This window comes from Gracilibacillus sp. HCP3S3_G5_2, from assembly GCF_052063305.1.
GTDB lineage: Bacteria > Bacillota > Bacilli > Bacillales > Amphibacillaceae > Gracilibacillus.
On sequence record NZ_JBQHXU010000018.1, the window covers coordinates 1 to 13,823 of the forward strand.

At 35.6% G+C, this 13,823-nt stretch carries 11 protein-coding genes; all 11 read left to right on the forward strand.

Annotation, left to right across the window (positions count from 1 at the left end):
- Positions 1–116 precede the first annotated feature (116 nt).
- The 11 genes from ACTNEP_RS19075 to ACTNEP_RS19125 all read left to right on the forward strand — a co-directional run bounded on the left by ACTNEP_RS19075 (position 117) and on the right by ACTNEP_RS19125 (position 13,638).
- The gene (locus ACTNEP_RS19075; protein ID WP_441163550.1) at positions 117–953 is read left to right on the forward strand and encodes a carbohydrate ABC transporter permease; all 837 of its coding nucleotides are present in this window, start codon (positions 117–119) and stop codon (positions 951–953) included.
- 27 nt (positions 954–980) lie between these two features.
- Positions 981–1,859 (forward strand): sugar phosphate isomerase/epimerase family protein, encoded by an 879-nt coding sequence (locus ACTNEP_RS19080; RefSeq protein WP_441163551.1) that lies wholly within the window; start codon positions 981–983, stop codon positions 1,857–1,859.
- Between the two features lie 25 nt (positions 1,860–1,884).
- Complete coding sequence (locus tag ACTNEP_RS19085; RefSeq protein ID WP_441163552.1) at positions 1,885–2,970, forward strand: Gfo/Idh/MocA family protein; 1,086 nt, start codon at positions 1,885–1,887, stop codon at positions 2,968–2,970.
- A 25-nt stretch (positions 2,971–2,995) separates the two neighbouring features.
- Complete coding sequence (locus tag ACTNEP_RS19090) at positions 2,996–3,709, forward strand: YesL family protein (RefSeq protein WP_441163553.1); 714 nt, start codon at positions 2,996–2,998, stop codon at positions 3,707–3,709.
- A gap of 110 nt (positions 3,710–3,819) precedes the next feature.
- Entirely contained in the window at positions 3,820–4,929 is a 1,110-nt protein-coding gene (locus ACTNEP_RS19095; protein WP_441163554.1) for a GntR family transcriptional regulator, read from the forward strand.
- Between the two features lie 204 nt (positions 4,930–5,133).
- On the forward strand, positions 5,134–6,186 hold the full coding sequence (locus tag ACTNEP_RS19100; RefSeq protein ID WP_441163555.1) for a LacI family DNA-binding transcriptional regulator: 1,053 nt from the start codon (positions 5,134–5,136) through the stop codon (positions 6,184–6,186).
- Positions 6,187–6,458: 272 nt separating this feature from the next.
- Positions 6,459–7,727, forward strand: a complete 1,269-nt coding sequence (locus ACTNEP_RS19105) for an extracellular solute-binding protein (protein ID WP_441163556.1) — start codon at positions 6,459–6,461, stop codon at positions 7,725–7,727.
- Between the two features lie 129 nt (positions 7,728–7,856).
- Entirely contained in the window at positions 7,857–9,140 is a 1,284-nt protein-coding gene (locus ACTNEP_RS19110; RefSeq protein WP_441163557.1) for an ABC transporter permease subunit, read from the forward strand.
- Positions 9,140–9,982, forward strand: a complete 843-nt coding sequence (locus tag ACTNEP_RS19115; RefSeq protein WP_441163558.1) for a sugar ABC transporter permease — start codon at positions 9,140–9,142, stop codon at positions 9,980–9,982. Before ACTNEP_RS19110 ends, ACTNEP_RS19115 begins: the two co-directional genes overlap by 1 nt.
- Before the next feature lie 45 nt (positions 9,983–10,027).
- Positions 10,028–12,412: a glycoside hydrolase family 31 protein gene (locus ACTNEP_RS19120; protein WP_441163559.1), complete on the forward strand. Its 2,385-nt coding sequence runs from the start codon at positions 10,028–10,030 to the stop codon at positions 12,410–12,412.
- Between the two features lie 170 nt (positions 12,413–12,582).
- The gene (locus ACTNEP_RS19125) at positions 12,583–13,638 is read left to right on the forward strand and encodes a LacI family DNA-binding transcriptional regulator (protein ID WP_441163560.1); all 1,056 of its coding nucleotides are present in this window, start codon (positions 12,583–12,585) and stop codon (positions 13,636–13,638) included.
- Positions 13,639–13,823 lie beyond the last annotated feature (185 nt).

Genomic DNA, 13,823 nt, shown 5'->3' on the forward strand with positions numbered 1-13,823 from the left:
CCTAATTTTGAATCAATTGGTGGCCACCAATTGATTCAAAAGCAACAAAACCATAAAAAATCAAAGAAAAACGGCGAAATTCTAAGAAATAATTAATTTATTGAGGGAGGTTGTAAATGATGCAGCCAAAGGTTAGAAAAAAACTTTTGAGAACTTCTGCCCATTTGGGTTTACTAATTGCTTCAGCATTTTTCTTAGTCCCATTTTTGTGGATGGTCTCCACATCATTGAAGCCAGTTACACAAATTTTTACTTATCCGCCTGATTTTATACCTAATCCATTTCAATGGAGTAATTATATAGAAGCAACAGAGTATATTCCGTTTTTTACTTATTTATCTAATACGGCTATTATTACAGTGTTTAGTACGATAGGTGTTATGTTATCCTGCCCTCTTGTTGCCTATAGCTTCGCGAAGCTAGAGTGGAAAGGACGCAATACGATGTTTATCATCACTATAGCAGTTATGATGATTCCGATGCAGGTTACGATGATTCCACTGTTTCTATTATTTAATCAGATTGGGTGGGTTGGAACACCTTTACCATTAATTGTTCCAGCGTTTTTCGGTGTCCCATTCTCGATTTTTTTAATGAGACAATTTTTTATGGGATTGCCGAACACATTACGTGATGCCGCAAAAATTGATGGCGCAAGTGAATTCAGGATTTATTGGCAAGTTATGTTACCGCTTGCTAAACCAGCAGTACTAGCTGTTGGGTTGTTTCAGTTTATGAATGTGTGGACTGATTTTATCGGACCATTACTTTATCTTACAGATGAATCACAATATACATTATCACTAGGGTTACAGCAATTCCAAAGCCAAAAAGGTACAGAATGGGGCTTGATGATGGCTGTTTCCACGATGATGACATTACCAATTATCGTTTTATTTTTCTTTATGCAACGAACATTTATTCAAGGTATCACCTTTAGTGGTATTAAATAAATAGTTTTATTATAGGAGGTTGTCAAGATGGATTATCAAATTGGAATGCGTTTATCTCCGAATATTGGAGGGGAAGGTATGGAATATGCTGCTAAATGGGCAGCAAGCATTGGGTTAGATGTGATTGATGTTCCTGAATGGAATCAAGATATAAAAGGAACACTTGATAAGTATGGACTTAAAGTTGGTTCGATTGATGGACGGGGTGCTGTAGGTAACTCAAAACTATTAAGCCTAGATTATGAGAAAAGGAAACAGGCGGTATTCAGTTTAAAAGAACAGATGTCCGAGGTTGCTGCTTTAGGTGGAAAGGTACTTTTTATGTGTTTGATTCCTGAGGATAATAGCACCCCAAGGCAAAAAAGTTTTGAATTATGGAAAGAGACGTTTCCTGAAATTGTGGAACATGCTGAAAAAGAGGATCTCTATATAGCATTAGAGGGTTATCCAGGTCCAGCTCCTTACTATCCCACAATTGGTTGTACACCTGAGATGTTAAGAGCGATGTTCGAAGCAATTCCTTCTAAACACTTCGGTTTGAATTTTGATCCGTCTCACTTGGTCCGCTTAGGGATAGATTATATGCGCGTATTAACAGAATTTGGTGATCATATAAATTACTGTCATGGCAAAGATACAGAAATATTGCAGCAAGAATTATATGAATACGGGATTTTACCAGCAACATTTGGAACGAATATTGATTTTTCCGAAGGATCTTGGCGCTATACAATACCTGGTCATGGAGAAGTGAAATGGGACAAAGTAGCGATAGGTCTCGAAAAAATAGGTTATAAAGGGCCGATAAGTATCGAGTTAGAAGATCACAGATATTGGGGCTCTCTTGAATTAGAAAAACAAGGTATTATCAAAGCGAAGGAGCATTTAGAGAGATATTTTAAATAACTTACTAAATAAAAGGAGCGTTATTATGACTAATAAAGTGAATATTGGGATTATTGGGAGCGGTGGAATTGCAACTGCTCATGCGAGAGCTTATTTAAGTTTTTCAGATGTAGAAATTATCGGTGTGGCAGATATAATACCAGGTAAAGCACAGAAATTTATCGATCAGCTTGGAATAGATGATGCAGTGGCTTGTGATAGTGTAAAAGAGTTACTAGCATTAGATATCGAAGCTGTAAGTGTTTGTACGCCAAATGTAGCTCATCACACTGTCTCAGTTGAAGCGCTGAAAGCAGGAAAACACGTCCTAGTTGAAAAGCCACTAGCTGTAACATTGGATCAAGGTATTGATATGGTAAGAGTAGCAAAAGATAATGACAGAATATTAAGTGTAGGTTTTCAACCAAGATATGATCCTAATATGATAGCAGTAAAAGAATTAATCGATTCTGGTAAATTAGGAGATATCTATTATATGCAAGCAGGTGGAGGACGGCGTAGAGGGATGCCTGGTGGAACGTTTATTAATAAAGAATTAGCTGGAGCAGGAGCAATGGCAGATATTGGGTGTTATTCATTAGATTTAGTTTTGAATGCGTTAAATTATCCTAAACCATTGACTGTGTCTGCTTACACGTCTAATTTATTCGGTACAAATCCAATTTATCATCCTGAAGCAGATAAGTTTGAAGTAGAAGACTTTGGTGTCGCGATGGTCCGTTTAGAAGGTGGTAAAGTATTGAATTTCAAAATCTCCTGGGCTATGCATATGGATTCGCTAGGACCAACTTTATTCCTTGGAACAGATGCAGGTCTGAAATTGACGCCGGCAGGTAAAGGTCCATGGAGCGGTGTCTGGGATGGTGGTATCGGATCAATTGCATTATTCCATGATCTTCATCATCATCACGTAGAGACATCCATTCCAGTAAAGGAGCACACCATCGATATTTTTAGAGAAAAGGTACGTGATTTCGTTACGGCAGTCAAAGAAGGAAAACCAGCACCCATTCCTGCTGAAGAGATTTTGATCAATCAAGCCATTATTGATGGCATTTTGCGGTCGTCAGAATTGGGAAGAGAAGTAGAAATTCATATTCCTGAAATTTGATCATCTCGCTAGAAGGGGCGATAATATGGAACTAGATGGCATAGCAGGAAAGGTCTATAAAATTACTGATTGGTTAATGATGATTGTTGTCACTAATTTGCTATGGTTTTTATTTAACCTGCCAATCGCTTATTTAGTTTTTATGTTATTAGTGGTTGATCATCTTAGAGAAGTGATTGCATTTTCCCTATATATCCTTATGTTAATACCATTATTGTTTTTCCCTGCAACTACAGCAATGTTTGCAGTAGTACGATATAGGATAATGTTTTCAGATCAAGATCCGGGCATTTTTAAGCTTTTTATAAAGAACTGGAAAGGTAATTTTGTTAGAAGCATGTTTGGAGGAATTATTTTTACGCTTCTTTGGATTATATTAGTGGTTGATTGTTACTTTCTCGTAAAAAATGTTAATGAATACTTTATGTATTTTTTTCTATTAATCGGTTTTTTTCTCATTGTTATCATGCTTCATTTCTTTTCTGTAACTGTACATGTTCATACAAAGCTGTTGCAGGCCATAAAAAATGCGATGATAATTTGTTTTGTTGATCCACTGTTAACGCTAATTATTGGTATCGTAAGCTTAGTTATTATTTATTGTAGCTTTCAAATAACTACATTTCTAATACCGTTTTTTATGGGATCCCTTATTGCATATGTAGCTTTTTATGGTTTTTATCGCTTCTTCACCAAAATGATGGAGACAATGCCTCTAACATCTGAAAGGGTTAACTAGTTAGCAGCTAGTTAACCTTTTACTTGTTGAGAAAAGAGGAATAATTTATGCCTCCTTCTTTTTTTGATATAATAATATATTAAGTACATCGTTGATCCTGAGGTGATAAAATGAGAGCATTGTATGAGCAAGTGTATGAGTCTCTGAAACAAGATATTCTTTCAATGAAATATAAGATAGGTGAAAGGATCCCTTCTGAGAAAGAGATAGCAGAAGCTTTTTCAGTGAGTCGTATAACTAGTAAAAAGGCATTAGAAAAATTAGTGCAAGAAGGGTTTGTATATCGGCAAAGAGGAAAAGGAACGTTTGTATTAAACACAAGTCAAATATCGGTAAATGTTGAAAAAAAAAATCAAACAAAGCCTGTATTCGGCTTGATTGTGCCGAATTTTGGTGACAGCTATGGGACAGGGATTATTGAAGCAATTGAAGAAGAAGCAAATGGTAAGTGTTTTATTATGTTAAAGCGTTCACAGGGGATACCAGAACGGGAAGAAGAAGCGATCAAGGAATTGCTGGCATTTGGTGTAGATGGGCTAATTGTGTTCCCGGCAAAATCTAAGCACTATAGTATAGAAATCATGAAAATGATTGTGAATAAATTCCCATTTGTATTAATTGACCGTAGCTTTAAAGGTATTGCTGCTCCATCTGTGTCTACGGATAATTTTACTGCTGCTAAGAAAGGGATTAACTATCTATTTGATATCGGGCATGAACAGATAGGTATACTTATTCCAGAGGATTTTGAAATTACGACGATAGAAGATCGGTTAAATGGAATTGTTAGCGCCTTCGCAGAAAATAAAGTCAGTGTTAATAAAGCATATTGGTGTGATACCATCAGAAGGACGCACAGTTCGGAAAAAAGAGACATTGAATTGATTAAGCAGTATTTAATGGATAATCCTGACTTAACAGCATTAATGGCATTGGAATATAGAATTGCCGTCTTAGCGAAAATTGCTGTCGAACAACTTGATAAAAGTGTACCTGAAGATATTTCGATTCTATCCTTTGACAGTCCAACGTTAACTTCATTGGAGTGGTGTTTTACTCATTTAAAGCAGAATGAAGGAGAGATTGGCAGACGAGCCATCCAAAAGCTATTAAAAATGCAAGAGCATGGTCTAGATTCTGATAAAGAACACATTAAAGCTACCTTCCATGAAGGTGATTCAACTAAACCACTTGTTAATGTCATTACTTCAAAGATGTAATATCTTCAATAAAAGCGGGAGTAGGTTCCCGCTTCTTAATCTTGGCTTTGTTCCTGTTATGTAATAGCTTCACAACTCTCATCGAGAAAGGTTTTGCCATTTTGCCTAAAATAATTGTCATTGATAGAATTTCTATATTGACAAGTTTAATAGATTGGATTACTATATAGGGGAAGTTAACCGGTTAACAGGATGGAGATGAACATGGAGAAAAAACCAACAATTAGAGATGTAGCTAAATATGCAAATGTATCTCCTGCAACGGTTTCATATGTGTTAAATGGAGTTAAAAAAGTATCGGACAAAACTAAAATGCGTGTGCTCGAAGCAGTAGATCAACTAGGTTATTATCCAGATTTTACAGCGGTTAGTTTGTCTAAAAAGAAATCAAATTTAATCGGGATAATGTTACCGCTAACAGATGACACACCTGGTGATTCCATGTCCTCCGTGCTGAAGAATAACCTCTATTATAATGAATTTATTAGTGGTGTGGAAATGGTTGCTCGTGAGAGACATTTTGATACGATGATCACTGGTGTTTCTAACCCAGAAGAATGTAGGAAATGGGTAAAAAAACGCAATGTTGATGGGTTGATTTTTTTGGGAATGTTTCCTCAAAGTATATATGAACAAGTGTCAGAATTAAATATCCCAATTGTACTGATCGATACTTATGAGGAGTATACGAAGCTATTTAATAATGTTCAAATAGATGATGAGCTTGGCGGATATCTGGCAACAGAGCATTTGCTCGAACTTGGCCATAAAGATATCGGATTTATTTCTACTAATCTCAACATAAGTCCAGTGGATACAAAACGCTTTAACGGATTTAAAAAAGCACTAAAAGAAGCAGGTTTAGAAGTGAATCAGCAATATATCTATGAAACTAGAGATATTACTTTTGAAAATGGTATGGAAATTGCTGAAAGGATTATGAAGGATTCCTCCTCTACATTAACGGGGATTGTAACCGTTTCAGATATTTTGGCAATTGGGATGGTTAAAGCATTTCAATATAATTATAAGCATGTTCCCAATGATTATTCTATCGTTGGATTTGACGATTTAAGTATAAGTACATATACTACTCCGAGCTTGACCACCATTAAACAAGACATCTTTCTTAAAGGGGAAGAAGCTGCAGGAATTTTAATGGACAGTATTGAAGATCAAAGTCTACAGCCAAAAACAATAGAATTGCCAGTGGAATTGATCGTCAGAGAATCTACACAAAAGGTGAATAAAGAGTAATGTGCTACACAATGTAAGACCTACTTCCAGCTTCAAGTAATATAGTGAAGCAAAGTGAAGGATCACAAAAGCTACCACCTTGATAGCTTTCGCTAATGATCAGTGAGGCCAGATCCCCCCATTGATCATCTTCTCATTAAATTTAACCGGTTAACCTTATTTTTTTGATGGCTAATTTAACCGGTTAACAAAATTAAAGGAGGTGATGTAGATAGTTGGCTGGAAGTAGCAGGAAGTTATTAAAAATTCACAAAAGGGGAGAAATTTAAAAGATGAAAAAGAATATAGTTATTTTGTTTTCGGTATTATTTATGATGTTTTTAGTAGCTTGTGGACCAGACCGAGATTCTTCATCAGAAGAGAGTGACTTGGATAACAATGAAAGCACGGAGGAAGGGAATACAGAAAGTTCAGAGGAATTATTAATTTGGGCTCCTACTGATCAAGCAAGTGCTATTGAAGAAATAACTCAAGGATTTACAGAAGAATCTGGGATTACAGTGGAAGTTGTCCCTTTTGCAATGGATGAACAAGAGGAAGCGATGTCTCTTGATGGACCATCAGGAAATGGACCGGATTTATTTTTCCAACCTGGTATCGGAAGTCTTTCTGTAAAAGGATTGGTACAACCAATGGAAGTAGATCAAGCAACTCTTGATACGTATTCAGAAGGCTCTGTTGAAGCGTTAAGTTATGAAGGTGATGTATATGGATTGCCGGCCGTGGTAGAATCATTGGCACTTTATTACAATAAGGATCTTGTTCCAGAGGCTCCAGAGACGATGGCTGATTTAGAAGCTATTATGGCTGATCTTACTAATACTTCCAATGACGAATATGGATTTTTATATCCTGCAACGGATTTTTACTTCTCATTCCCGTTAATGGCTGGATATGGAGCTTATATTTTTGGAGAAGAAGACGAAGTTTATCAAGTGGATGATATTGGATTAGCAAGTGTAGAAGCAATTAAAGGTGGAGAATTAATTAAAAGTTGGTTTGAAAACGAATACCTTCCGACAGGTATTACGCAAGATGTAGCAGGAGGATTGTTTAATGATGGGAAAGTAGGTGCTGTCATTAATGGTCCTTGGGCACTGACTGAATATAAAGAGGCATTAGGAGATCAATTAGGAACTGCTCCAATGCCAAAATTAGAAAATGGTGAACGCCCTGTTACGTTCCTTGGAACAAAAGGATGGATGCTTTCGGCTTATTCAGATTATCCAGAAGCTGCAACAGATTTAGCTATTTACCTAACTAGTGAAGAGTCATTAAAGACTTATTACGAACAAACAGGTGAAATGCCAGCGAAATCATCTATTTTAAGTAGTGATGAATTTCAAAATGACCCATTAGTAAATGGTTTTGCGACACAATTAGAGCATGCTAAACCATTTCCTCCAGTACCTGCATTATCAGCAGTATGGGATCCGATGGCAGATGCATTATCCTTCATCACACAAGGTGAAGATGTGGAAGAAACGTTCCATGATGCAGTAGAGGCTATTCAACAAGATATTGAATTAAATTATCAATAATCTATTATTTGTGCTTAGATAAGATGTCATTCCTGACTATTATCTAAGCACTTAAGATAATGTCACTACTGAACAATTTTTATTCAAGCGGGATTTTTGAATAGTTGCAAAGCGAAAGGAGGGTGCATTATGGCATCTAATGAGTCACGAAAACACAGTATAAAGTTAGCAACCTTATTGTCCCTTATACCAGGTTTAGGTCAACTGTATAATAAACAATATTTTAAAGGATCTATTTTCCTTATCTTAACGATTTCCTTCTTTCTTGTATTCTATGACATTTTAAATATAGGTTATTGGGGGCTTTTTACCTTAGGAACCATTCCTGCTGTAGACGATTCCAGGGTATTACTTAGCCAGGGGATTATTGCTCTTATCTTAACATCGTTTGCTTTAACCTTTTATGTTGTGAATGTAATCGATGCTCATAGAAATGCAATAAAGATAAAGGATGGCTTTCAACAAGCAAGTTTAAGAGAAAAAATAAGCGACGCTTGGGATACGGCTTTTCCATACGTCTTAACAGGGCCTGGATTAATTTTACTAGTCTTTGTTGTTATTTTCCCACTATTATTTATGACATTTCTTGCATTTACCAATTATACATTAATGAATTCGCCACCAAAGAATTTATTAGACTGGGTTGGCTTTGAAAACTTTAAATCCTTGTTAACTGTTCCTATCTGGAGAAACACATTTTTTTCTGTGCTTGCTTGGACGTTAATTTGGACGTTTGTAGCTACAACGTTACAAATTGCACTTGCGATGTATTTAGCGTTAATTGTAAATGATCCTCGGATAAAGTTTAAAAAATTTATACGGACAGTATTAATCCTTCCGTGGGCAGTACCTGGATTTGTGACGATATTGATCTTTTCAGCATTATTTAATGATAACTTTGGAGCGATAAATAGAGATATTTTAATGCCTCTGTTTGGATCGGGGATTCCTTGGCTGAGTGATCCTTTTTGGGCGAAAGTAGCTTTAATTAGCATTCAAACTTGGTTAGGATTTCCATTTGTTTTTGCCTTATTTACGGGTGTCTTGCAGAGTATCTCGTCCGAGTGGTATGAAGCTGCAGATATGGATGGAGCAAGTCGATTCCAGAAATTTAGAAATATTACGTTCCCACATTTAATGTTTGCTACTGCACCGTTATTAATTATGCAGTATGCTCAAAACTTCAATAATTTTAATTTAATCTATTTATTTAATGAAGGTGGACCTGCTGTTAAGAACCAAAATGCAGGAGGTACTGATATTTTAATTTCATGGGTCTATGATTTAACCTTTGAATCCAGCCAATTTAGTATTGCTGCGGCGATATCACTCATTCTAGGATTAATCGTTGCATTGTTTGCGTTTTTCCAATTTAGAAGAACATCTTCATTTAAAGAGGAGGGTGAAATGTAATGGGTAGAAAGATGAAAAATACGCTAGAATTAATCGGAATGTACGGTAGTCTCATTATCATGTTCGTCATCATCTTATATCCTCTTCTCTGGACATTTGGTTTATCACTGAATCCAGGATCTAGCTTGTTTGGTGCTAGTATGATCCCAGAAAATTGGTCCTTTAAACATTATACTTGGTTATTTACTGACCCTGATAGTGATTATTTAATATGGTATAAGAATACATTAATTGTTGCGTTTTCTACCTCAATAGGTGCAACTGTATTTGTTACTTTCGTAGCTTATGCCTTCTCAAGATATCGCTTTGTTGGAAGAAAATATGGTTTGTACGCCTTTTTATTACTTCAAATGTTTCCTGTATTAATGGCTATGGTAGCTATTTATATATTACTGAATTTAGTAGGGCTGCTAGATTCTCTATTAGGATTAATCATTATTTATATTGGCGGAGCCATTCCAATGAATGCTTTCTTAGTAAAGGGGTATTTTGATACTATTCCGAGAGAATTAGACGAATCTGCAAGAATGGATGGTGCAGGCCATTTTAGAGTGTTGTTTACTATTATGCTTCCACTAGCCAAACCAATTCTTGCCGTAGTAGCTTTGTTTAACTTTATGGCACCGTTTATGGATTTTATCCTGCCAAGAATTATATTGCGTAGTCCGGAGAATTATACGTTAGCTCTAGGATTGTACAACTTTGTTAATGCACAGTTCGCAAATAACTTTACGAGATTTGCTGCAGGATCGATTTTAATTGCTGTGCCGATTGCCATCGTCTTTTTAATGCTACAAAGATATTTAATTGGTGGCCTGACTTCAGGAGCAACAAAAGGTTAAGAGATATAGAAAAAGGATAACGAATTTAATTGGAGGGGACAGTTTATGCAAGATGGTAGTTTTGCTATATTACCAGAAAAGGAAAGTCAACTAGATAAAGAAGGATACAAGAGTATAGGCTCAATCGTGTCTTATGAGCTTTTAGACAGCAACAGATTAGAAATAAAAGGTGAGAATGGTTTTGTCTCTTTGCTTTTCTATCGACCTGATATTGTTCGAATAGTGATGAATCCGAAAAAGATACCATCTAAACAAACTAGTCATGCTGTGGTAAAGAAACCAGAAACAGTAAGTGTAACACTAACTGAACATGAGGATGACATTTTATTAGATACGAGTAAACTTTCCATTAAGATAAAGAAAGAACCATTATTATTTACTATATATGATGAAACTGGACGATTGATTGTAGAGGATGGTCCTAATGGAATGGCCTCTAATAAAAGGAAAGAAGTAATCTGTTTTAAGAAGATGGAGAAAGAAGATCATTTCTATGGTTTTGGAGAAAAAACGAGCTTTTTAGATAAGCGTGGCGAGAAAATGACAATGTGGAACACGGATGTCTATGCTCCACATAATCCAGAAATTGATGCACTCTATCAATCTATCCCATATTTTTTAACGATTCGTGATGGAAAAGCTTACGGAATCTTTTTGGATAATACTTCAAAAACTGTTTTTGATATGAAATCTTCTACAGATCTTTATTCATTTCAGGCTGAGCTGGGACAACTGGATTATTATGTGTTTGCAGGTCCTACACCAAGAGATGTTGTAGAGCAGTATACAGATATTACCGGTAAAATGCCACTTCCACCAAAATGGGCGCTTGGCTACCATCAATCACGATATAGCTATAAAACAGAGCAGGAGGTTAGAGAATTAGTACAAAGCTTTAAGGAGAAGAACATACCTTTGGATGCCATTTATTTAGATATCCACTATATGGATGGCTACCGTGTATTTACATTTGATGAAGATCGATTTCCAGATCCCACTAAATTAATACAAGATTTAAAGAATGAAGGAATCCATATAGTTCCTATTGTGGATCCCGGTGTGAAAGAAGATCCAGAGTATTGGGTCTATCAGGAAGGGATAAGAGACGATCAATTTTGCCAATATATAGACGGTCAAGTTTATCATGGAGACGTATGGCCGGGTAATAGTGCTTTTCCTGATTTCACAAGTGAAAAAACAAGAAAATGGTGGGGAGATAATCATACATTTTATACAGATATTGGTATTGAGGGGATCTGGAATGATATGAATGAACCGGCTGTATTTAATGAGACAAAAACAATGGACGTTACAGTCATGCATAAGAATGATGGAGACCCTAAAACACATCGTGAACTGCACAATATTTATGGATTATTAATGGGAAAAGCAACATACGAAGGATTAAAGCAAAATTTAGATGGAAATAGACCATTTTTATTAACGCGTGCTGGATATGCGGGTGTACAACGATATTCCACTGTTTGGACTGGTGATAACCGTAGCTTTTGGGAGCATTTACAGATGGCACTGCCAATGTGTATGAATCTAGGCGTTTCAGGGGTGCCATTTTGCGGACCAGATGTAGGTGGATTTGCGCACGATTCGAATGGTCAGCTACTAGCGCGTTGGACCCAATTTGGTACGTTCACTCCTTATTTTAGAAATCATAGTGAGTTAAATTCCATTCATCAAGAGCCTTGGTCTTTTGGTGAAAAATATGAAGAAATCGTTCGACGATATATTCAAGAGCGATATGTATGGTTGCCATACTTGTACACATTATTTCAGGAAGCAAGTGTAACTGGTATGCCAGTAATGCGGCCGCTTGTATTAGAATATCCAAATGACGAGAATACGTTTAATTTATCTGATCAATTTATGATTGGTTCAGATCTAATTATTGCCCCAATATTAACACCGGATACGTACCATCGTGTCGTGTATTTACCTAAGGGTGAATGGGTTAATTATTGGACTAATGAGGAACTGGAAGGCGGAAAGCACCACTTAGTGGAAGCTGATATTGAAACGCTGCCTATTTTTGTTAAAAAAGGTGCAATTATTACACAAGGTACCGTGAAAAGTTCTACTGAGATAATTGAGAGGAAACTGACTGTTCATGTCTATCCAACCAAAGAAAAAGCTTCTCATTTTATGTATTACGAAGATGACGGAAAGACGTTCTCATATGAAAATGGTGAATTCTTTCAATGTATGTTTAAAACAACATTAAAAGATGATCGATTAGCTATTACCGTTAATAGTGAACATCGTGAATATCAGCCGGATTGGAAAGAGATAGAGTTTATTATTCATGGTGTAGATTCTACTATTACCACGACGATTAATGAACAAGAGCAAAGCAATATCGATTATTTGTCAGAACATACCATCCGGATTCAACAAAATATCCAAACAATCTTGTAATAGAACTGGAATTTAATCAGGTCTGCATTCTAACTCTTTAGGTTGCAGACCTTTTTAGATATGGAATATGGTGTAATGAATTTTAATAATAAGTTAAAAAGTTTGACAATAGTATTAGGGGTCATGAAATAATATAGTACGATTAGAATAAAAATGTTGGAGGAAAATGTATGAAAGTGACTGCAAAGATGATAGCAGAAGAATTGGGTATTTCAACTGCTACGGTAGACCGAGTGCTAAATAATCGTAAAGGAGTAAGTGAAAAAACGATCCATAAGGTCAAGCAAAAAGCAAAAGAGCTTGGATACCAACCAAATAGAGCAGCTAAATTTTTATCTACCCAAAAAGTTGTAAGCGTTGCATTTATATTGCCTGTTTTTCCAGATTATTTCTGGGATGAATTAGAGATGGAAATTAAGGAGGCAGCTTCCCTTTATGCAGATTTTGGATTTCATATCGAGGTACATAGAGTCCATACCATTCCACAAAATGATCAACTAAAGTATATGGAGAAGTTAATTGATCAAGGGAAGTATCAAGCAATTGTTATTGCTCCTCATGACGCGACACCAACTGAACAGGTTATTAATGAGGCAATGAATAACAATATCCCTGTATTTACTATTAATACAGATGTGCCTAACAGTAAACGTATTGCTTATGTAGGTAGTAATTATTATGATGCAGGATACCTTGCAGGAGAACTAATTTATCTATTTCAAAAAAATATCACTAATATGGTATTAATTAGAGAGCAAGAAAATACGTTTCAAATGCAACAAAAAGAACAAGGTTTTGTAGATTTCTTTAAAGAAAGAAATATGGAAGATAAAGTGAAAATTGTTCGATATAACAAGAGTGCCTATATAGAAAAAGAACAAGTAGGAGAATTATTACATAAGCATAAAGAACTTTTTAATCAATCAGGGGCGGTATATGTTGCGGGAGGAATTCTTGATGAATTGCAAAAATATTGGTTCTTCTCTAAAAGCACACATATAATTATTGGTCATGATATTAATCAAACCATTTTTAATGCATTAAACAAAAGAGTGGTCACTGCAACAATTTGTCAAGATCCAATGGCTCAAGCTGCTGTTACATTAAAAAAGTTAACAAATTATTTTATGGACGATAGTTTAAGGGAGATAGATGATCACATCGTTAAATTGGAAATTGTAACGAAGGCAAATGCTAAATATTATTTGAAAGAGACAAAAAAATGATTGACGTACATCAGGCTTTTCGTTATGATGTAATAAGTAAAAGTAATTAACTTTTGCTAAAAATGATGTACGTGCATCATTTTTTGGGTGTATAGAAAATTTCGCGAAATTTTATTTTTTTGTTTGTGATGATGAACGTACATCATTATTTAAGGTTTGTATTTATAACAAAATGAAAGGGCATA

What these genes read in the sequence shown, in the direction of transcription:
- ACTNEP_RS19085 (WP_441163552.1), top strand. Translation starts at nt 1,885, where the DNA reads ATGACTAATAAAGTGAATATTGGGATTATTGGGAGCGGTGGAATTGCA.
- ACTNEP_RS19115 (WP_441163558.1), top strand. Translation starts at nt 9,140, where the DNA reads ATGGGTAGAAAGATGAAAAATACGCTAGAATTAATCGGAATGTACGGT.
- ACTNEP_RS19080 (WP_441163551.1), top strand. Translation starts at nt 981, where the DNA reads ATGGATTATCAAATTGGAATGCGTTTATCTCCGAATATTGGAGGGGAA.
- ACTNEP_RS19110 (WP_441163557.1), top strand. Translation starts at nt 7,857, where the DNA reads ATGGCATCTAATGAGTCACGAAAACACAGTATAAAGTTAGCAACCTTA.
- ACTNEP_RS19075 (WP_441163550.1), top strand. Translation starts at nt 117, where the DNA reads ATGATGCAGCCAAAGGTTAGAAAAAAACTTTTGAGAACTTCTGCCCAT.
- ACTNEP_RS19105 (WP_441163556.1), top strand. Translation starts at nt 6,459, where the DNA reads ATGAAAAAGAATATAGTTATTTTGTTTTCGGTATTATTTATGATGTTT.
- ACTNEP_RS19090 (WP_441163553.1), top strand. Translation starts at nt 2,996, where the DNA reads ATGGAACTAGATGGCATAGCAGGAAAGGTCTATAAAATTACTGATTGG.
- ACTNEP_RS19125 (WP_441163560.1), top strand. Translation starts at nt 12,583, where the DNA reads ATGAAAGTGACTGCAAAGATGATAGCAGAAGAATTGGGTATTTCAACT.
- ACTNEP_RS19120 (WP_441163559.1), top strand. Translation starts at nt 10,028, where the DNA reads ATGCAAGATGGTAGTTTTGCTATATTACCAGAAAAGGAAAGTCAACTA.
- ACTNEP_RS19100 (WP_441163555.1), top strand. Translation starts at nt 5,134, where the DNA reads ATGGAGAAAAAACCAACAATTAGAGATGTAGCTAAATATGCAAATGTA.
- ACTNEP_RS19095 (WP_441163554.1), top strand. Translation starts at nt 3,820, where the DNA reads ATGAGAGCATTGTATGAGCAAGTGTATGAGTCTCTGAAACAAGATATT.